This is a genomic window from Pseudonocardia sp. (genome assembly GCF_025965585.1).
Lineage (GTDB): Bacteria > Actinomycetota > Actinomycetes > Mycobacteriales > Pseudonocardiaceae > Pseudonocardia.
Map to the genome: position 1 here is coordinate 1 of NZ_JAOPWR010000375.1, position 19203 is coordinate 19203.

The 19203-nt window shown below is 72.3% G+C and carries 21 protein-coding genes and 1 pseudogene; 12 read left to right on the top strand and 10 right to left on the bottom strand.

Annotation, left to right across the window (positions count from 1 at the left end; all coding sequences use genetic code 11):
- Positions 1–299: pseudogene (locus JWR81_RS23135) on the bottom strand (iron-sulfur protein); the annotation flags it as partial.
- A 99-nt stretch (positions 300–398) separates the two neighbouring features.
- On the opposite strand from JWR81_RS23135, the gene JWR81_RS23140 reads away from it, so the two are divergent.
- Positions 399–926 carry a hypothetical protein gene (locus JWR81_RS23140; protein WP_297656908.1) on the top strand — a complete coding sequence of 176 codons (528 nt, stop codon included), beginning with the start codon at positions 399–401 and terminating at the stop codon, positions 924–926.
- 19 nt (positions 927–945) lie between these two features.
- Positions 946–2055: a 23S rRNA (adenine(2503)-C(2))-methyltransferase RlmN gene (rlmN, locus tag JWR81_RS23145; RefSeq protein WP_297656911.1), complete on the top strand. Its 1110-nt coding sequence runs from the start codon at positions 946–948 to the stop codon at positions 2053–2055.
- A gap of 73 nt (positions 2056–2128) precedes the next feature.
- Here the strand turns inward: rlmN and JWR81_RS23150 are convergent, their stop codons facing one another.
- On the bottom strand, positions 2129–3196 hold the full coding sequence (locus tag JWR81_RS23150) for an ATP-dependent DNA ligase (protein WP_297656914.1): 1068 nt from the start codon (positions 3194–3196) through the stop codon (positions 2129–2131).
- A gap of 107 nt (positions 3197–3303) precedes the next feature.
- Between JWR81_RS23150 and mug the strand changes: the two genes are divergently transcribed.
- Positions 3304–3861 carry a G/U mismatch-specific DNA glycosylase gene (mug, locus tag JWR81_RS23155; RefSeq protein WP_297656917.1) on the top strand — a complete coding sequence of 186 codons (558 nt, stop codon included), beginning with the start codon at positions 3304–3306 and terminating at the stop codon, positions 3859–3861.
- A gap of 56 nt (positions 3862–3917) precedes the next feature.
- Here mug and ligD read toward each other — a convergent pair whose 3' ends face one another.
- Together ligD and JWR81_RS23165 are read right to left on the bottom strand one after the other, a co-directional pair.
- Positions 3918–4895: a non-homologous end-joining DNA ligase gene (gene ligD, locus JWR81_RS23160; protein ID WP_297656920.1), complete on the bottom strand. Its 978-nt coding sequence runs from the start codon at positions 4893–4895 to the stop codon at positions 3918–3920.
- Between the two features lie 7 nt (positions 4896–4902).
- Entirely contained in the window at positions 4903–5163 is a 261-nt protein-coding gene (locus JWR81_RS23165) for a DUF2631 domain-containing protein (RefSeq protein ID WP_297656923.1), read from the bottom strand.
- 44 nt (positions 5164–5207) lie between these two features.
- Between JWR81_RS23165 and dxr the strand changes: the two genes are divergently transcribed.
- From dxr to JWR81_RS23200, 7 genes are all read left to right on the top strand, one after another.
- A complete protein-coding gene (dxr, locus tag JWR81_RS23170) occupies positions 5208–6395 on the top strand; it encodes a 1-deoxy-D-xylulose-5-phosphate reductoisomerase (RefSeq protein ID WP_297656926.1) in 1188 nt (395 codons plus the stop codon).
- Positions 6395–7693: an RIP metalloprotease gene (locus tag JWR81_RS23175; RefSeq protein WP_297656929.1), complete on the top strand. Its 1299-nt coding sequence runs from the start codon at positions 6395–6397 to the stop codon at positions 7691–7693. The genes dxr and JWR81_RS23175 overlap by 1 nt, the downstream gene beginning before the upstream one ends.
- Positions 7690–8205 carry a hypothetical protein gene (locus JWR81_RS23180; protein ID WP_297656932.1) on the top strand — a complete coding sequence of 172 codons (516 nt, stop codon included), beginning with the start codon at positions 7690–7692 and terminating at the stop codon, positions 8203–8205. Before JWR81_RS23175 ends, JWR81_RS23180 begins: the two co-directional genes overlap by 4 nt.
- Before the next feature lie 69 nt (positions 8206–8274).
- On the top strand, positions 8275–9420 hold the full coding sequence (gene ispG, locus JWR81_RS23185) for a flavodoxin-dependent (E)-4-hydroxy-3-methylbut-2-enyl-diphosphate synthase (protein ID WP_297656936.1): 1146 nt from the start codon (positions 8275–8277) through the stop codon (positions 9418–9420).
- Positions 9421–9540: 120 nt separating this feature from the next.
- A complete protein-coding gene (locus JWR81_RS23190; protein WP_297656939.1) occupies positions 9541–10374 on the top strand; it encodes a GNAT family N-acetyltransferase in 834 nt (277 codons plus the stop codon).
- A 68-nt stretch (positions 10375–10442) separates the two neighbouring features.
- Positions 10443–12254, top strand: coding sequence for a penicillin-binding transpeptidase domain-containing protein (locus JWR81_RS23195; RefSeq protein WP_297656943.1), 1812 nt, complete (start codon positions 10443–10445; stop codon positions 12252–12254).
- Positions 12255–12290: 36 nt separating this feature from the next.
- Entirely contained in the window at positions 12291–12668 is a 378-nt protein-coding gene (locus JWR81_RS23200; protein WP_297656947.1) for a DUF3054 domain-containing protein, read from the top strand.
- Positions 12669–12678: 10 nt separating this feature from the next.
- On the opposite strand, the gene JWR81_RS23205 is transcribed toward JWR81_RS23200, so the two are convergent.
- Positions 12679–12948 (bottom strand): hypothetical protein, encoded by a 270-nt coding sequence (locus JWR81_RS23205; protein WP_297656950.1) that lies wholly within the window; start codon positions 12946–12948, stop codon positions 12679–12681.
- Positions 12949–13016: 68 nt separating this feature from the next.
- Here JWR81_RS23205 and map point away from each other — a divergent pair, with 68 nt between their 5' ends.
- Positions 13017–13874 (top strand): type I methionyl aminopeptidase, encoded by an 858-nt coding sequence (map, locus tag JWR81_RS23210; RefSeq protein WP_297656962.1) that lies wholly within the window; start codon positions 13017–13019, stop codon positions 13872–13874.
- Positions 13875–13937: 63 nt separating this feature from the next.
- A complete protein-coding gene (locus JWR81_RS23215; RefSeq protein WP_297656965.1) occupies positions 13938–14549 on the top strand; it encodes a pyridoxamine 5'-phosphate oxidase family protein in 612 nt (203 codons plus the stop codon).
- A 138-nt stretch (positions 14550–14687) separates the two neighbouring features.
- Here JWR81_RS23215 and JWR81_RS23220 read toward each other — a convergent pair whose 3' ends face one another.
- From JWR81_RS23220 to JWR81_RS23240, 5 genes are all read right to left on the bottom strand, one after another.
- On the bottom strand, positions 14688–15071 hold the full coding sequence (locus JWR81_RS23220; RefSeq protein WP_297656968.1) for a hypothetical protein: 384 nt from the start codon (positions 15069–15071) through the stop codon (positions 14688–14690).
- On the bottom strand, positions 15068–15535 hold the full coding sequence (locus JWR81_RS23225; RefSeq protein WP_297656971.1) for a peroxiredoxin: 468 nt from the start codon (positions 15533–15535) through the stop codon (positions 15068–15070). The genes JWR81_RS23220 and JWR81_RS23225 overlap by 4 nt, the downstream gene beginning before the upstream one ends.
- 58 nt (positions 15536–15593) lie before the next feature.
- Positions 15594–16439, bottom strand: coding sequence for a DUF1295 domain-containing protein (locus JWR81_RS23230; RefSeq protein WP_297656974.1), 846 nt, complete (start codon positions 16437–16439; stop codon positions 15594–15596).
- The gene (locus JWR81_RS23235; RefSeq protein ID WP_297656977.1) at positions 16436–17839 is read right to left on the bottom strand and encodes a cyclopropane-fatty-acyl-phospholipid synthase family protein; all 1404 of its coding nucleotides are present in this window, start codon (positions 17837–17839) and stop codon (positions 16436–16438) included. Before JWR81_RS23235 ends, JWR81_RS23230 begins: the two co-directional genes overlap by 4 nt.
- Before the next feature lie 95 nt (positions 17840–17934).
- Positions 17935–19197, bottom strand: coding sequence for a cyclopropane-fatty-acyl-phospholipid synthase family protein (locus JWR81_RS23240; RefSeq protein WP_297657007.1), 1263 nt, complete (start codon positions 19195–19197; stop codon positions 17935–17937).
- Positions 19198–19203 lie beyond the last annotated feature (6 nt).

Below are 19203 nucleotides of genomic sequence, written 5' to 3' on the forward strand. Positions count from 1 at the left end.
ACCGCGCAGCCCTGGTGCGGGCAGACCGTGGAGAAACCGGCGAACTTCCCGGCGGTGGCCTGGGTGACCACCACGCCCGCGGAGGAGTAGATCTTGGCGCTGCCCACGGGCACGTCGGACGTCGGGCCGAGGGTGGTGCCGGCAGCGGCGACCGTCGTCGGGGTGTCGGACTGGCCGGCGGGCACGCCCGTGGCGCATCCCGCGACGGCGACCCCCGCGCCCAGGGCGACGGCACCGCCGACGACCACGGTGCGCCTGCTCAGCCCGGGCGCGGGTAGGGGTGCGGGCTCGGCGGTCAACATTGTCTCCTGACGTCGTGGGGGTCGACGGCGTCAACGGTGCCACATCCCTTGTGGGTCCTTCACGGGGTCCGGCTGCGCGCTGGCTACCGTGGAGGCATGCGTCGACCCGCGGTGCCCTACCTCGAAGCGGTGGCCGGTGGAGTGTGGTGGCTCATCGGGGCCGCCGCGCTGTCGGCAGGCCCGGGCACGGTCGTCCTGGCCGCGGGCCTGGGCGTTACCGGCGCGATCGTGGTCGCCCTGCGCCGCCGCCACGGCTCCGGGGAGCCGTTGCCGCCCGGTGGCCGCACGAAGCTCCTGCAGGTGGTGATCGGCGCGATCGTGCTCATCACCATCGCGAGCACGCTGCTCGGCATGGTGTCGTTCGGGGAGCTGTCGGTGCCGCTGGCCTGCGCGATCGTCGGCGGTGCGCTGTTCCCGCTGGCGTCGCTGCTCGACGAGCGGTCGCTGCTGGCCGCGGGCGGTGCGCTGCTCGTCCTCGGGGCGGTCGGGGCGTTGCTGGCGCTCGACTCGGGCGGCCTGTACCCGCAGGGCCTGGTCGGGCTGGTGGCCGGTGGGGTGCTGTGGCTGGCCGCGGCCATGCGCACCGGGCTGATCGCGGAGGCGCAGGGCCGCGTGCGCCGCTGAGTGGCACACTTGAGGGGTCATGACTTCCCTCCCGCTCGTCTTCGACGCGCCCAGGCGCGCGCTTCCGCCCCGCCATCTCGCCGATCTCGACCCGTCGCAGCGCCGGGAGGTGGCCGGTGAGCTCGGCCTGCCCGCGTTCCGGATCGACCAGCTGGCCCGCCAGTACTTCGGCCGCTTCACCGCCGACATCGACGCGATGACCGACCTGCCCGCCGCCGCGCGGGAGATGCTGCGCACGCTGCTGCCCGCGCTCGTCACACCGGTGCTGGAGCAGGAGTGCGACGGCGGCGCCACCCGCAAGACGCTGTGGAAGGGCCACGACGGCACGCGCGCCGAGTCGGTGCTGATGGGCTACCCCGACCGCGCCACCGTCTGCGTGTCCAGCCAGGCCGGCTGCGGCATGGCGTGCCCGTTCTGCGCCACCGGCCAGGGCGGTCTGGAGCGCAACCTGTCCACCGCCGAGATCGTCGAGCAGGTGCGGCAGGCCGCGGCCGCCGCCCGCGACGGCGCCCTCGGTGGCGGCCCCGCCCGGCTGTCCAACGTCGTGTTCATGGGCATGGGCGAGCCGCTGGCCAACTACAAGCGCGTGGTGGCGGCCGTCCGGCGCATCACCTCGCCCGCCCCGGACGGGCTGGGCATCTCCGCGCGCGGCGTCACCGTGTCCACGGTGGGGCTCGTGCCCGCGATCGACAAGCTCACCGCCGAGGGTCTGCCCGTCACGCTCGCGGTGTCGCTGCACACCCCCGACGACGAGCTGCGCGACACGCTCGTGCCCGTCAACAACCGGTGGAAGGTCGACGAGGTGCTCGACGCCGCGCGCCGCTACGCGATGGCCACCGGGCGCCGCGTGTCGATCGAGTACGCGCTGATCCGCGACGTCAACGACCACTCGTGGCGCGCCGACCTGCTGGGCAAGAAGCTCGCGCAGCGGATCGGCAAGCACCGCGTGCACGTCAACCTGATCCCGCTCAACCCCACACCCGGCAGCGAGTGGGACGCCTCCCCGCGCCCGGTGCAGGACGAGTTCGTCCGCCGGGTCCAGGCAGCCGGGGTGGCGTGCACGGTGCGCGACACCCGCGGCCGCGAGATCGCCGCCGCGTGCGGGCAGCTGGCGGCGTCGCAGAGCTGATCTGCGCGCGACTTTGCGTCCTCGCACCCTCCGTGGACGGTGCGAGGACGCGAAACGGCGCGCGGATCGGGGGCTACTCGAGCCCCAGCACCGCGGCCAGGTCGAAGTCCACCGCCACCTCGAGCTGCTCGTACGTGCACGAGGACGGCTCGCGGTCCGGGCGCCAGCGCACGAACTGCGCCGTGTGCCGGAACCGCACGCCCTCCATGTAGTCGTAGCGCACCTCCACCACCCGCTCGGGGCGCAGCGGCACGAACGACAGGTCCTTGCCGGAGTTCCAGCGGCTGGTCTCGGACTTGCGCGGGGTGCGCTCGCCCTCCTCCTGCCTCGCCCACGCCCACGGGTGGTCGTCGAACGTGGTGACGAGCGGCTGCAGCTCCTCGAACAGCTCCCTGCGCAGCGCCATGGGGAACGCACCGATCACGCCGACGGACGCGAGCACGCCGCGGCCGTCGAACAGGCCCAACAGCAACGAGCCGATCGCGTCGGGCCCGGACTTGTGCACGCGGTAGCCCGCCACCACGCAGTCGCAGGTGCGCTCGTGCTTGATCTTCGTCATCACGCGCTTGTCGGGCTGGTAGGTGCCGTCGGGCTCCTTCGCGATGAGCCCGTCGAGGCCGGCGCCCTCGAACCGGTCGAACCACACCTGCCCGAGCGCGTGGTCGTCCGTGATCGGCGTGATGTGAACGGGTGGCGCGGCCTTCGCCAGTGCCTCCTCCAGCATCGCGCGGCGTTCGCTGAACGGGCGGTCGGTGAGGTCCTCGTCGCCGAGCGCCAGGAGGTCGAAGGCCACGAAGCTGGCCGGCGTCTGTGCCGCCAGCAGCTTCACGCGGCTCGCGGCCGGGTGGACCCGCTGCTGCAGCACCTCGAACTCCAGCGAGTTGTGCTCGCGGTCGAGCACCACGATCTCGCCGTCGATCACCGCCCGCTCGGGGAAGTTGGCCAGGACGGCCTCGACGACCTCGGGGAAGTAGCGGGTCATCGGCTTCTCGTTGCGGCTGCCGATCTCCACCTCGTCGCCGTCGCGGAAGATGATCGAGCGGAAGCCGTCCCACTTGGGCTCGTAGAGCTGCCCCTCCGGGATGGCGGGCCGGGCCTTGGCGAGCATCGGCTTGACGGGAGGCATCACGGGCAGGTCCACGTGGCTCATCCTGCCGGGCCGCGCAAGCACCGGCCCGACCTCGCAGCACGCAGCGCGTCCTCGCGGCGTGCCGACGGCCTGCGAGGCCGGGCCCGTAGCCTCGTCCCGTGGCCCGCTTCTCCGCCGCCGATCTCGAGGCCGCGCGTTCCCGTACGATCGACGACGTCCTCCCCGGCCCGGACGACCCGCCGCTGCGCGTGCTCTTCTGCGGCATCAACCCGGGGCTCGTCTCGGCGGCCACCGGTCACCACTTCGGGCGGCCGGGGAACCGGTTCTGGCCGGTGCTGCACGGCGCCGGGTTCACCCCGCGCCTGCTGCTTCCCGCCGAGCAGGACGAGCTGCGCGGGCTCGGGCTGGGCATCACCAACATGGTCGCGCGGGCCTCGGCCCGGGCCGAGGAGCTCAGCGCGGACGAGATCGTCGCCGGTGGGGTGCGGTTGCGCGGCGTCGTGGAGCAGGTGCGGCCGGCGTGGCTCGCCGTCGTCGGGATCACGGCGTACCGCACGGCGTTCGCGGTGCCGAAGGCCGGTGTCGGGCCGCAGGAGGAGCGGCTGGGGAAGGCCCGCGTGTGGGTGCTGCCCAACCCGAGCGGCCTCAACGCCCACTGGCAGCTGCCGGACATGGTCGAGGAGTTCGGGCGCCTCCGGGCGGCGGCCGACGGCTGACCGTCCCCGCCACCGGTGTCGACCCGGCCGCCGTTCCGTGTCGACTCGCGGGTGGGTCAGTCGAGCTCCTGCGCCTCCGGTTCGGGGGGCTCCTCGGCGCCGTCGTGGGCGTCGCGGTCGGCCCACTCCAGCAGCTCGTCGATCGGGAAGACCGCGTCGTCGATGCCCGCGTGAAGGTCGCCCAGCTCGGCGAACCGGCCGGGGACCGTGGCGATCGTGAAGTCGCCCGGGTCGGCGTCGTCGATCTCGTCCCAGCGGATCGGGGTGGACACCACGGCCTCGGCCACCCCGCGCACCGAGTAGGCGGCGGCGATGGTGTGGTCGCGGGCGTTCTGGTTGTAGTCCACGAAGACCGACGCGGGGTCGCGGTCCTTGCGCCACCACGTCAGGTCGACGAGGTCGCAGCGGCGGCCCACCTCGCGGGCGAACGCGTGGGCGGCGCGGCGGACGTCGGCGAAGCCGTGGTCGGGCGGGATGCGCACGTAGACGTGCATGCCCTTGCCGCCCGAGGTCTTGGGGAAGCCGGTGGCCCCCAGCTCGTCGAGCACCTCGTGGACGACGTGCGCCACGCGCCGGATGTCCGCATAGGACGCCCCGGGCATCGGGTCGAGGTCGATGCGCCACTCGTCGGGGAACTCGACGTTGGTTCTCCGCGAGTTCCACGGGTGGAACTCCACCGTGGACATCTGCACCGCCCACACCACGTCGGCCGGGTGCTGGACGCACAGCTCGTCGGCGGTGCGGTTCCACCGCGGGAAGTGCACGCGCACGGTCTCGACCCAGTCGGGGGCGCCGCGCGGCAGCCGCTTCTGGTGCACCTTCTCCCCGGTGACGCCGGTGGGGAAGCGGTGCAGCATGCAGGGCCGGTCGCGCAGTGCGCGCACGATGCCGTCGGACACGGCGATGTAGTACCGGGCGAGATCCAGCTTGGTCTCGCCCCTGGCCGGGAAGTAGACGCGGTCCGGACTGGTCAACCGGACCGTGCGGTCACCGACCTCGAGCTCGACCGGCGAGCCCGCCCCGGACGCGGCCATGCGCGGCTCAGCGCCGCCAGGCGTTGCGCTTCTTGCGGATCTGCAGGGCCATCCCGATCAGGACCACCAGGATGACGCCGCCGAGCCAGAGGTCCTGAGTGCGGCTCTGGTACGGGCCGATGAAGAACACCGCGCACAGGATGATGGTGACGATGCCACCGGCGATCGTCCCCTTGGGGAAACCACCGTGCCATCCCCACTCGGCGGACGGCTCGTCCTGGGGGCCGACCTCGGAACGCTGCTCCAGCTCACGGGAGTTACTCGCCACGCCCGTATCGTCGCACAACACGTGTGCGGGGATGATGGGGAGTGATGACTGGTACTCGATCCGTGCTCGTGCTGGGCTCCACCGGCTCTGTGGGCACGCAGGCGCTCGACCTGATCTCCGAGAACCCCGGGTCGTTCACCGTGGCGGGCATCGCCGCGGGCGGTGGCGACGTCATGCTGCTGGCCCGCCAGATCCGTGAGCACGACGTGCGCCGGGTCGCCGTCGCCGACGTGAACTCGGCGGGGGCGCTGCGCCGGATGCTGCCCGGCATGGGCCTGCGCGGGGTCGAGGTGCTGTCCGGTCCGGGTGCCGCCACCGAGCTGACGGCCACCGCGGGCGCCGACACCGTCCTCAACGGCATCACCGGGTCGGTGGGCCTCGGGCCGACGCTGGCGGCGCTGGAGTCGGGGGCCGTGCTGGCCCTGGCCAACAAGGAGTCACTGGTGGCCGGCGGACCGCTGGTGCTGGGCGCGGCTGCCCCCGGGCAGCTCGTCCCGGTCGACTCCGAGCATTCCGCGCTCGCCCAGTGCCTGCGCGGCGGGCGGGCCGAGGAGGTCGACCGGCTCGTCGTCACGGCGTCGGGCGGGCCGTTCCGCGGCCGCAGGCGCGGGGACCTGGCGGGCGTCACGGTGGAGCAGGCCCTGGCCCACCCCACCTGGGCCATGGGCCCCGTCATCACCATCAACTCGGCCACGCTGATCAACAAGGGCCTCGAGGTGATCGAGGCGCACCTGCTGTTCGGCATCCCCTACGACCGCATCGACGTCACGGTGCACCCGCAGTCGATCGTGCACTCGATGGTGACGTTCACCGACGGGTCCACCCTCGCGCAGGCCAGCCCGCCGGACATGAAGCTGCCCATCGGGCTCGCGCTGGCCTGGCCCGACCGGCTGCCCGGCGCGGCCACCCCGTGCCGCTGGGACGCTGCGCAGACCTGGACGTTCGAGCCGCTCGACGAGGACACCTTCGTCGGCGTGCGGCTGGCCCGCGAGGCCGGCACGGCGGGAGGCTGCCTGCCGGCCGTGCTCAACGCCGCCAACGAGGAGGCCGTGGCCGCGTTCGTGGCCGGCGTGATCTCGTTCACCGGCATCACCGATCTGCTGCAGCGTGTGCTCGACGTCGCCGACGAGTGGTCGGCGGATCCCGCTACCGTGGCTGACGTACACGCCGCCGAGGAATGGGCGCGCGCTCGGGCCCGAGCGCTGAGCGACCGATCTGGAGTCTCCACATGATGACGGTCCTGGGGATCGTGCTGTTCTTCCTGGGCATCCTCTTCTCGGTCTTCTGGCACGAGCTCGGGCACTTCACCACCGCGCGATGGTTCGGCATCAAGGTGCCGGAATTCTTCGTCGGCTTCGGGAAGACGGTCTGGTCGCGCAAGCGCGGCGATACCGAGTTCGGGCTCAAGGCGATCCCGCTCGGCGGTTACATCCGCATGATCGGGATGATCCCGCCGGCCAAGGGCGAGCTGTTGGGCAGCAGCCGCCGCACCGGCCCGTTCCAGGGCCTCATCGACGACGTGCGCAAGCAGTCGGCCGACGAGGTCGCGCCCGAGGACGCCGACCGCCAGTTCTGGATGCGCGCACCGTGGAAGCGCGTGATCGTGATGTTCGCGGGCCCGTTCATGAATCTGGTGCTCGCGGTGGTGCTGTTCGGGATCCAGCTCATGGGCATCGGCGTGATCGCGGCGTCCACCACCGTCAGCGCGGTGAGCGCCTGCGTCGTGCCGGCCACCGCCACCACGCTGGCCTGCCCGCCGGGCGCCCCCGCCACGCCCGCCGCCCGGGCCGGGTTCCGGGCGGGTGACCGGATCGTCGCCTTCCAGGGTGTGCCCTACGGCCCGGACGACTGGGACAAGCTGCAGGGCGCCATCCGCGGGGCCACGGGCACCGTCACGGTCACTGTGGACCGCGGTGGGCAGCAGCTCCAGCTCACCCCCACGTTGATCACCACCGAGCTGCCCGCCCTGGACGCCAATGGCGACGGCACCGGCGCCCTCGTGCACGCGAGCTTCCTCGGCCTGAGCCCGGTGGAGGGCTACCAGCGGCAGAGCGTCGGCGCGGTCGTCGACCAGATCGGCAACGTGGTCGGGCGCACCGGGCAGGCCATCATCCAGCTGCCGCAGCGGGTGCCCGCGCTGTTCGGCTCGGTGTTCCTCGGCGAGAAGCGTGACGTCAACGGGCCGGTGGGCATCGTCGGGGCCTCGCGCATCGGCGGCGAGGTGCTCGCGCTGGACGCCCCGCCCGCCGCGGAGCTGTCGGTGTTCCTGCAGCTGCTCGCGGCGGTCAACATCTCGCTGTTCCTGTTCAACCTGCTGCCGATCCCGCCGCTGGACGGCGGCCAGATCTTCCCGGCGCTCTGGGAGGCGGCCCGCAGGCGCGTCGCGCGGCTGCGCGGCAGGCCGGACCCGGGGCCGGTGGACGTCGCGAAGCTGATGCCCGTGTCCTACGTCGTGGCGATCGTGTTCATCGCCTGGAGCGGCCTGCTGTTCGTCGCCGACATCATCAATCCGGTCACGCTGCCCTCGTGACGGCTGCCCCCTTCCCGACCCTGCCGTGCCCCGACGGGCGCCCGCTCGCGGTCTTCGACATCGACGGCGTGCTGGCCGACGTCCGCCACCGCCTGCACCACCTCGAGGCGCGCCCGCAGCGGTGGGAGCGGTTCTTCTCCGCCGCCGACCGCGACCCGCTGCTGCCCGACGGTGCCGAGCGGCTGCGGGCCGCGCTCGTCGACCACGACGTGATCTACCTCATGGGGCGTCCCGAGCGGAACCGCAGGCTCACCGAAGGTTGGCTGCGCCGCCACGGCCTGCCGACGCAGCCCCTGCTGATGCGCGAGGACGACGACTACCGCCCGGCCCGCTGGATGAAGCGCGAGGTGCTGCGCACGCTGGCTGCCACCCGCGACATCGTCAGCGTGCTGGACGACGACCCGGCCGTGGTGCAGGTCCTGGAGGCCGACGGCTGGCCCGTCGAGCTGGCCACCTGGCTGCCTCACTCGTCCACGCTGCGCCGGGCCCAGGAGGACACCGGCCGCACGTGAGGCACCCACACGGGGAGTCGTAGCCGAGGTCTCAAGGCGCGCGCCGGCGGGGCGGAGGATAGTAGGGGTGTGAGCGTCTCCCTGGGCATGCCGGTTCCTCCCGCTCCGACCCTGGCACCCCGCCGGAAGACCCGGCAGCTCCAGGTCGGTCCCGTGGGCGTCGGATCCGAGCACCCCATCTCCGTCCAGTCCATGACCACCACGCTGACCTCGGATGTCAACGCGACGTTGCAGCAGATCGCCGAGCTGACCGCCGCGGGCTGCGACATCGTGCGCGTCGCCTGCCCCAGCCAGGACGATGCCGACGCGCTGCCGGCGATCGCGGCGAAGTCGCAGATCCCGGTGATCGCAGACATCCACTTCCAGCCCAAGTACGTGTTCGCCGCCATCGAGGCCGGCTGCGCCGCGGTGCGGGTGAACCCCGGCAACATCCGCAAGTTCGACGACCAGGTCAAGGAGATCGCGCGGGCCGCTAAGGACCACGGCACCCCGATCCGGATCGGCGTCAACGCGGGCTCGCTCGACAAGCGCCTGCTGGAGAAGTACGGCAAGGCCACGCCCGAGGCGCTGGCCGAGTCGGCCATGTGGGAGGCGGGCCTGTTCGCCGAGCACGACTTCCACGACATCAAGATCTCGGTCAAGCACAACGACCCGGTTGTGATGATCCGCGCCTACGAGATTCTCGCCGAGCAGTGCGATTACCCGCTGCATCTCGGCGTCACCGAGGCCGGGCCGGCGTTCCAGGGCACCATCAAGTCGGCCGTGGCGTTCGGCGCGCTGCTGCGCCAGGGCATCGGCGACACCATCCGCGTCTCGCTGTCGGCGCCTCCCGTCGAGGAGGTCAAGGTCGGCGCGCAGATCCTGCAGTCGCTCAACCTGCGGCCGCGCAAGCTGGAGATCGTGTCCTGCCCGTCGTGCGGGCGCGCCCAGGTCGACGTCTACAAGCTCGCCGACGAGGTCACCGCGGGCCTCACCGGCATGGAGGTGCCGCTGCGCGTGGCCGTCATGGGCTGCGTCGTCAACGGTCCGGGGGAGGCCCGCGAGGCCGACCTCGGTGTCGCCTCCGGAAACGGCAAGGGCCAGATCTTCGTCAGGGGCGAGGTCATCAAGACCGTTCCCGAGCACGCGATCGTCGAGACGCTGATCGAGGAGGCGATGAAGATCGCCGAGTCGATGGAGGGCGCCGAGGGCGAGCCGCAGGTGACGGTGGGCTGACCGGTCGGGGAATCGGACAGCACGGCACGTACAGCACCGTTTCCGACAGCGAGGTCTCGGATGGACACCGACGCGCATCCCGTCGTTTCCGCGGCGGCGGGGGTGTGGCACCGTAGAAGGGTGCTTCGTGTCGCCGGAGCGCGGCTCCTCGACGACCGGGACCGCGCCGGAGTGCGCGCAGCCCTGGACAGCGATCCGGTGGCCGCCTGCATGGTCGCCGCCCGTGTCGAGATCGCGGGCCTGGATCCGTGGCGCCTCGGCGGTGAGGTCTGGGCGGTCGGGTCGCGACTCGACGGCCTCTGCTTCTCCGGTGCCAACCTCGTACCGCTGCGCGGCGACCGGCAGGCCCTGCGCAGCTTCGCCGAGCGCGCCCGCCGGCACGGCAGGGGGTGCTCCTCGGTGGTCGGCCGCGCGGAGCTCGTGCTGCCGCTGTGGGAGGACCTCTCCGGGCACTGGACGCCCGCGCGCGAGGTCCGCTCCGACCAGCCGCTGATGGTGCTCGCCGGGCCGCCCGCGGTGGTGCCCGACCCGTTCGTGCGCCCCGTGCGTCCCGCGGAGCTCGACCGCTACCTCCCCGCCGCCGTCGCGATGTTCACCGAGGAGGTGGGCGTCGACCCGCGGGCGGGCGACGGCGGAGCCGGCTACCGCTCCCGCGTGGCCGAGCTCGTCGCGGCGGGCCGGGCGTTCGCCCGCTTCGAGGGCGACGAGGTGGTGTTCAAGGCCGAGATCGGCGCGCTGTCGTCGCAGGTCGGGCAGATCCAGGGCGTCTGGGTGAACCCGGTGTGGCGGGGCCACGGGCTCGGCACGGCCGGCACCGCCGCCGTCGCCGAGCGGCTGGCGGCCATCGGCCGCATCTCCAGCCTCTACGTCAACGGCTTCAACCACGTGGCGCGCTCGGCGTACAAGCGGATCGGCTTCACCCAGGTCGGGAGCTTCGCCACCGTCCTGTTCTGATCGTCCTCGTGCCAGGCGCGCCGTCCGCGGTCCACGATCAGAACGGCCCCGGTGGGCATACTCGGGCCGTGTTCCCGGTGCGTCGCCTGCTGGCCCTGCTCGCCGCGCTCGTCCTGACGGCCGGGGTCGCCGGATGCGGCCTCTTCGGCGACAGCGGGCCGGAGGACGCCGCCGCGGCCTTCCTCACGGCGTGGTCGGGGGGGAACCTCGCGGGCGCCGCGGCCGCCACCGACGACCCGCAGGCCGCCACCGGCGTACTCACCGCGAGCCGCGACGCACTGAAGCCGGTGTCGCTCACCACCGAGATCGCGCAGGTTCGCTCGGCCACCGCCCGCGCCACCGCGTCGGTCAACGTGACCTGGGACCTGGGCAAGGGCCGTGTCTGGACCTACCTCGACCAGCTCGATCTCCTGCCCGCGCCCGACTCCGAGAACGGCTGGCTGGTCCGCTGGGCCCCGACCGTGGTGCACCCCCAGCTCGCCGCCCGGCAGCGGCTGTCGCTGCAGACCGAGTCGCCGCAGCCCGCGCCCGTCGTCGACCGGGCAGGGGTGCCGCTGCTCGCCGCCACGTCCGTGGTGAACGTCCTGCTCGACCGGAGGACCGCGGGCAACCTCCCCGCCGTCGCCGGCGCACTGGCGAAGGCGCTGTCGCCGCTCGAGCCGTCCATCACCGTGCAGTCGATCACCGACGGCGCCGCGCGCACCCCCGACGGGCAGGCCTACAGCGTGGCCGTGCTGCGTGACACCGACTACCAGAGCGTCAAGCCCGCGATCTACAACATGCCCGGCGTCCGGTTCGCCAGCTCGCAGCGACTGCTCGCGCCCGACGCCCGCTTCGCCCGTCAGGTGCTGGGGGGCGTCCGGACCGCGGTGGAGGCCCAGCTCGACGGCGTCGACGGATGGTCGGTCGTCGCCGTCGACGACGCCGGCAACCCCGTCACCACGCTGACGGAGAAGGCTCCGACGCCCGGCAGCACCGTCACGATCGGGATGGACCGCGCCGTCCAGACCGCCGCCGAGGACGCCGTCGAGCCGCTGCCGCAGCAGACGATGATCGTGGCCGTCGCCCCGTCGACGGGCGACCTGCTCGCCGTCGCGCAGAACGATGCCGCCGACGCCGCGGGGCCGCTGGCGCTGATCGGCCGCTACCCGCCGGGGTCGACGTTCAAGATGGCGACGGCGATCGCCGCGCTCGGCGGGGGGCTCGGGCTCACCGCCGACAGCCCCGTCGTCTGTCCCGGCCAGACGGTGATCGGCGGCAGGCCGGTGCCCAACGAGAACAAGTTCGATCTCGGGACGGTGCCGCTGCGGACGGCGTTCGCGCAGTCGTGCAACACCACGTTCGCCACGCTCGGCTCGCGGCTCGGCCCCGGCGCGCTGCCCGCCGCGGCGCTGACGCTCGGGCTCGGCGCCGACTACACCGTGCCGGGCATCACCACCGTCACCGGCTCCGTGCCGTCGGCCACGGACCTCGTCCAGCGCGCGGAGAACGGCTTCGGACAGGGGCAGGTGCTGGCGAGCCCGCTGGGCATGGCGCTGATGGCGGCCACGGTCGCGAAGGGGTCACCCGTGGTGCCGGAGCTGATCCGCGGACGCCCGACCGAGGTGGTCACGCCGGCGACCGCACCGGACCCGGCCCTGCTCGCCCAGCTGCGCACGATGATGCGGGCGGTGGTCACCGAGGGGACGGCGAAGAAGCTCTCCGGGCGCGGCGAGGTGTACGGCAAGACCGGCACCGCGGAGTTCACGAACGACGGCCGCTCGCACGGCTGGTTCGTCGGCTACCGGGGCGACCTCGCGTTCGCCGTGCTGATCGTCGACGGCGGGTCGTCGACCCCGGCCGTCGCCGTCGCGGACACGTTCCTCTCGAAGCTGCCCTGATGACCGCCCGCGCGGCTCGGGCCTACGCTGGACGGCATGTCTCCCAGCCGGATCCCCGCGCTCGCGCTCGCCGCCGACATCCTGGCCGTGATCGTCTTCGCTGCGGTGGGCCGGGCCAGCCATGCCGAGTCCGAGGCGCTGCTCGGGCTGCTGGGCACCGTCGCGCCGTTCCTCGTCGGGTTGCTCGCCGCCTGGGCCACCCCGTACGTGCGGTCGCGCCCCGCGGGCCTGCGTGGGGGAGCGGTGGCGCTTGCGGGCACCGTGGTGATCGGGCTGGCCCTGCGGGCGGCGTTCCTCGACCGGCTGCCGCTGAGCTTCGCGATCGTCACGCTGGTGACGCTCGCCGTGCTGCTGCTGGGGTGGCGCGGCCTGTCGATGCTCGTGTCGAGCCGGGTGGCGCACCGGGTGCGCTGAGCCCGGAGCCTCAGGGCTTCGCGCGCGGGGTGTCGGCCTTGCGGATCGCCATCGACATCGCGACGGCGGCCCCGATCACCCCGATGGCCGCACCCAGGAGCGGCGCGCGCGTGGGACCGACGAGGATGCCCACCACGACGGCCAGCACGAGCGTCGGGATCATGATCAGGACCAGCGGCTTCCCGAAGCTCGTTGGCCGGATCCGGGGTATCACCATGGTGGGCTGCTCGGCGATCGGCACGCGGACCGGAGCGGCTGCGACGTTCGGCGCAATGGCCATGGGCCGAGGATAGCGGGGCGGTCGTCCCGCACCGCCTCGGCCTCCCGGCGTCGACCTACACTGGAACCATGTCCGCCCGCACCCTGCTGACCCCCGGAACCGTCACGCCGATGCGCCCCGTCCCCGCGCACATCCCGCGCCCGGAGTACGTCGGCAAGAAGTCCCCGTCGCGCAGCACCGACCCGTGGGTGCAGGAGCCCGAGGTGATCGAGGCCATGCGCGTGGCCAGCGTGATCGCGGCCCGTGCGCTGCAGGCCGGCGGCGAGGCGGTGGCGCCCGGCGTCACCACCGACGAGGTCGACCGCGTGGTGCACGAGTACCTGGTGGACCACGACGCCTACCCTTCCACGCTGGGCTACAAGGCGTTCCCGAAGTCGTGCTGCACGAGCCTCAACGAGGTGATCTGCCACGGCATCCCGGACTCCACGGTGATCCAGGACGGCGACATCGTGAACATCGACGTCACCGCGTTCATCGGCGGCGTCCACGGTGACACCAACGCCACCTTCCTCGCCGGCGACGTCGCGGAGGAGGACCGGCTGCTCGTCGAGCGCACCCACGAGGCCACGATGCGTGCGATCAAGGCCGTGCGCCCGGGCCGCGAGCTCAACGTGGTCGGCCGGGTGATCGAGTCCTACGCCAAGCGCTTCGGCTACGGCGTGGTGCGCGACTTCACCGGCCACGGCATCGGCCGCAGCTTCCACAGCGGGCTCGTGGTGCTGCACTACGACGAGCCGAACGTCCACACCGTGCTCGAGGAGGGCATGACGTTCACGATCGAGCCGATGATCACCCTCGGCGGCGTGGACTACGACATCTGGGACGACGACTGGACCGTCGTCACGAAGGACCGCTCCCGCACGGCGCAGTTCGAGCACACCATCCTGGTCACGGCCGACGGCGCGGAGATCCTGACGCTGCCGTAGCCGCTCCCTCACGGAGAGGGATCTCCCTGGTGCCGGTGGGTCCGCGGTCGTAGCGTCGGGGCCATGGCACACGTCTACGACGGCATCGACGCCAAGCTGCGGGCGTGGATCGAGGAGCAGCCGCTCTTCTTCGTGTCCACCGCGCCACTGGCCGCGGACGGGCTCGTCAACCTCTCGCCGAAGGGCACGCGCGGCACGTTCCGCGTGGTCGACGAGCACACCTTCGCCTACCTCGACCTCACCGGCAGCGGCGTCGAGACCATCGCCCACCTGCGCGAGAACGGGCGGATCTGCGTCATGTTCTGCGCCTTCGACGGTGGGCCGAAGATCGTGCGCCTGCACGGCACGGGCCGGGTCACGTTCGCGTCCGACCCCGATTTCGACGCCGTCATCGCGCCGTTCGGGGAGGCGGCGGCGAGCCGCAGGTCGCAGTCGCGCGCGGTGATCACGGTGGACGTCGCGCGCGTCGCCGACGCCTGCGGCTACGCCGTGCCGAGGATGGAGCTGGTGGAGGAGCGGGGGATCCTCGACGCGTGGGCCGAGACCCGAGGGCCGGAGAAGATCGCCACCTACCACTCCACGCGCAACGCCGAGAGCCTCGACGGGCTCCCGGGCCTCGACCCGCCCCGGGTGATCGCCGCCGGCGCAACCTCACGCAGGCCCGGACCCGCCTGAGGTTGCGCCGGCGGCGCGTTGCCGTGGTCGAAGGTCTCGGTGATGCGGGTTCCCCCGTCGGCCGGCTCCAGCCCGTAGCGCCGGCGCGCCTTCACGAGTGGTCGCGCATGCACCCGTTCTGGCGCAACCGGGTCAGCCCTACTCCTCGGCGGCGCGGCCGGCGGGGTCTACGCCGTGATCGGTGAGGTCACCGGCCGGGACGTCCTGCCCGTCGGTGTCCGGGGCAGCAGCGGTGGTGGCGCCATCGTCGTCTCGCTCGCGGTCAACAGGGTCGGCGCCGTGGTCGGTGAGATCACCACCGGGCCGATCGCTTTCAGCCGGACTTGTCGTCATGGTGTCGCCCTTCGAACGTCGTTGTGCTCGGACGATCCTCAATACCCGATGCTCGGCATGATCACTCTTGCTCCACTCGTGGTGCCGGTGCGGATTCGCCAGCAGCGCGAACACCTCGTCCGGCGGCGCGGCGACGATGGACGCCGTGACCTTGCGATCGGCGATCGCGGCGTGGTCCGAAGCGGTCACGCATCCGCCTTGTGCTTCTTCAGGACCTCGAGCGCCTCGTCGGCGTGCATGTCGAACTTCGTCTCGCTGGCGATCTTCTCGATGACGCGGCGGTCCTGACCGATCACGAACGTGATGCGCCGGGTGTGCAGGCCGCCGGGCAGCCAGGCGCGGTAGGCGCCCATCTCCTTGGCGACCTTGTGGCCCTTGTCCGACAGCAGCGGGTAGCCCAGCGAGTGGGCCGCGGAGAAGGTGCTCTGGGCGGTCTCGCCGTCGCTGCTGATGCCGACGGGCTGCGCGCCCACGGCCGCGAGGTCCGCGGCGAGGTCGCGGAAGTGGCATGCCTCCTGGGTGCAGCCGCCGCTGGAGGCGATCGGGTAGAAGAACAGCACCACGGTGCCGTTCTCCAGGAGCGTGCTGAGCTTGCGGGGGGTGCCCGTCTCATCCTGCAGCTCGAAGTCGCTGACCTGGTCGCCGGTGTTCATGAACGTCCTTCCGATCCGGGGTTCCTGATCATCCTTTCGCACGGCAGCGGCGAGCGGTTCAGGAAACCGTCTTCTGCGGCGGCTGTGTCTGCCTTCGCGGCGGCATCGGGATGAACCCGCTCGTGCGCTCCACGTAGTCGACGTAGCCGTGCCGCCGGTTGCCGATCGACGACTCCAGCAGCTTCGCGCCGGTGCCCTTCGCGAGCAACCACGTCATCAGCGCGACGCCGACCAGCCCGACCAGGCCCGCCCACTGGTGCAGCGCGAGCAGTCCGAGCCCCCACCAGACGGCGGCGTCGCCGAAGTAGTTGGGGTGGCGCGTGTAGCGCCATAGGCCCTTGTCCATGACCTGGCCCTTGCTGGCGGGGTCGGCCTTGAACGCGGCCAGCTGGGCGTCGCCGACCGACTCGAAGAAGAAGCCGACGCCCCACGACAGCACGCCGAGCACCGTGACGATGACCGGCACCGCCCCGAATGCGTACCCGTACTCGCCCAGCTGGACCGGCAGGGAGACGATCCACATGATCACGGCCTGGGGCAGATAGACCTTGCGGACCATGTGGACCACGGGGTTTCCCGGCGCCCGCTTCATGATCGCGACGTAGCGCGGGTCCTCGTCCCTGCCGCGGTTGCGGTGCTCGATGTGCCAGGCCAGCCGGAAGCCCCACACGCACGTGAGCACCGTGATCAGGAGCTGGCGCCACAGGTCGCCCCCGCCCAGCGCGAGCAGCAGCGTCACGATCGCGACGAGGCCGAAGCCGGCGCCCCACACGACGTCGATGCCGTCGTGCCGGCCGCCGCGGACCCGCACGGCCACGAACAGCGCCACGCCGAACGTCAGGACGATGACGACGGCGGTGACCCACAGGTTGGTCAGCGCCGCGCCCCACGGATATGCGCTCACCGGGTCATCGTGTCGGACTCGTCGGCATCCCGCGTGCCGAGCCGGTGGCCGCCGAATCGAGCGTCACCCGCGGAGTTCGTCGCCACCGCGTGATCCATCTCGGGATCGCGGCCCAGAGTGGACGTCCGGCCGCGGGGCAGGCCCGACCGGCCGTCGGCGTCGGGGCGCACCATGAGCATCTGGTGTACGCCCATCCGGTTCTCCTCGAACGCGAGCGCCGCGCCCGCGAGGTAGAGCAGCCACACGCGGTACTGCTCCTCGCCGATCAGCCGGATCGCCTCGGCCTTGTTGTCCTGAAGCGTGTCCAGCCACGGCCTGACCGTCCACACGTAGTGCTCGCGCAACGAGTGGACGTCGACGACCTCCAGGCCGGCGGCCTCGAGGAAGTTCAGCGTCTCGCCCAGCGGGCGCATGTACATGTCCGGGGCGACGTAGCTCTCCATGAACGCGCCACCACCGGGGGCGGTGTTGTCGCCCGCCGCGCCGCGGGACATCTGCTGAAGCAGCAGGCGGCCGTGGGGGAGCAGCAGCTTGTGCAGCTGCGCGGTGTACTCGGGGTAGTTGTCCTGCCCGACGTGCTCGCCCATCTCGATCGACGAGATCGCGTCGAAGGGCTGGTCCGGGATCTCCCGGTAGTCCTGCAGCCGGATCTCGACCTTGTCCTTCAGACCCAGCGCCTCGACGCGGGCCATGCCGAACACCCGCTGCTCCGCCGAGAGCGTGACGCCGACCGCCGTGACGCCGTAGTGCGTGGCGGCGTGGACGAGCAGCGACGCCCATCCGCAGCCGACGTCGAGCAGGCGCATGCCCGGCTTGAGGTCGAGCTTGCGGCAGATGAGGTCGAGCTTGTCGGTCTGGGCCTGCTGCAGGCCGTAGTCCGCGCTCGTCTCCCGCGTCCAGTAGCCGCAGGAGTAGGCCATCTGCGGGTCGAGCAGGAACTCGTAGAACTCGTTGGAGAGGTCGTAGTGGTGGCTGATCGCGGCGCGGTCGCGGCGCCGGGTGTGCAGGCCGCCCTCCAGGCGGGCCTCCGACGCCGGCGGTTTCGGCCGCGGGCCCAGGATGCCGAGCGTGGCCGCCGTGCGGGCGGCGTCGAGCTTGTCGGCGGTGGTGAGGCTCAGGGCGCCGAGGTTCTGCGCCTTGGCGAGCCTCCAGAACCGGGACAGGCCCTCGGCGATGTCGCCCTCGATGTCCAGCTCGCCCGCGACGAACGCGCGCGCCAGCCCGAGCTCGCCCGGGTTCCACAGCAGCCTCCGCAGCGCCCGCCGATGCCGGATGATCGCGACAGGGCCGTCCGGGGCGCCGGACTCGCTGCCGTCCCACGCGCGGATGCGGATGGGCAGCGGCGCGCCGATCAGGCGCTCGACCAGCTCGGTGAGCTGCGGGGCGACGGGGCTGGGCACGGAGGTCTCCTGGGGTCGCGGGTGGGCGTCGCGGGGTGGGGGCGGGGAGCGCCGCGGGCTCGGGCCGGCACGGCGCTCCCCAAGATCGTGCCGGGTCAGCGGCGGGCGAGCGAGAACTGGTGGACGTCGAGGTAGCCGACGCGGAAGCCCGCCTCGCAGTAGGCGAGGTAGAACTCCCACATCCGGCGGAACGTCTCGTCGAAGCCCAGCGCGGCCACGTCCTCCCAGCGGCCCAGGAAGTGCTCCCGCCAGTGCGCCAGCGTGCGCGCGTAGTCCGGGCCGAGGCTCCGGCGCTCGGCCACCCGCAGACCGGTGTGGTCGGCGAGGTTCTGCTCGACGGCCGCCACCGACGGGATCACCCCACCCGGGAAGATGTACTTGGAGATCCACGTGTAGTCGTTCTGCGACACCAGCATCCGGTCGTGCGGCATCGTGATGGCCTGCAGGCCGACCTTGCCGCCGGGCTTGAGCAGCCGGTCGAGCGCGGCGAAGAAGGTGGGCCAGTACGCCACCCCGACGGCCTCGATCATCTCGACGCTGACCACGGCGTCGTAGCTGCCCTGGGCCTCGCGGTAGTCGCGCAGCAGGACCTGCACGCGGTCGCTGAGGCCGGCGGCCTCGATGCGCTCCTCGGCGAGCACGGCCTGCTCGGCGGAGATCGTGAGCGTCGTGACGCGTGCGCCGCGCTGCGCCGCCCGCACGGCCAGGCCGCCCCAGCCGGTGCCGATCTCCAGCACGTGCTTGCCCTCGGTGACGCCTGCCATGTCGAGGATGCCGTCGATCTTGCGGTGCTGGGCGTCGACCAGGTCGTCGCTCCCGTCGGCGAACCACGCCGACGAGTAGGACATCGTCTCGTCGAGGAAGATCGAGAACAGGTCGTTGGAGAGGTCGTAGTGGCGGTGGATGTTCTCCCGCGACCCCTCGACCGTGTTCACCTCCTCCTTCGGCTGGCGGGCCTCGGCGAAGCGGCGGCCGATGCGCTGCAGCACCGGCGGGATCAACGTCGAGAGCTTGGCCGCGAAGGGCGTGAGCAGGTCGGCGAGGTTCGTGGTGGTCCAGTCGCCCACCATGTACGACTCGCCGAAGCCGATCTTGGAGTTGCAGCCGAGGCGGTGGAAGAACGCAGCCGGTCGCACGATCCGCATGACGGGGGAGTCGGGCCCGCCCGCGCCCAGGCGCTCCCCGCCGGGGAACACCACGCGCACCGGCAGGTTCTTCACCGCGCCGCGGAACAGCGACTCCGCGATCCGGGCGCGCGCCGCGGAGTGCGCAGGCGTGGCCAGGCCCGGCCACACACCCTCGTTCGGGCGCGGCACCAAGTGGTTGTTGGAGCGCTTCACGACCGCAGGCGCGGGCATCGGCGT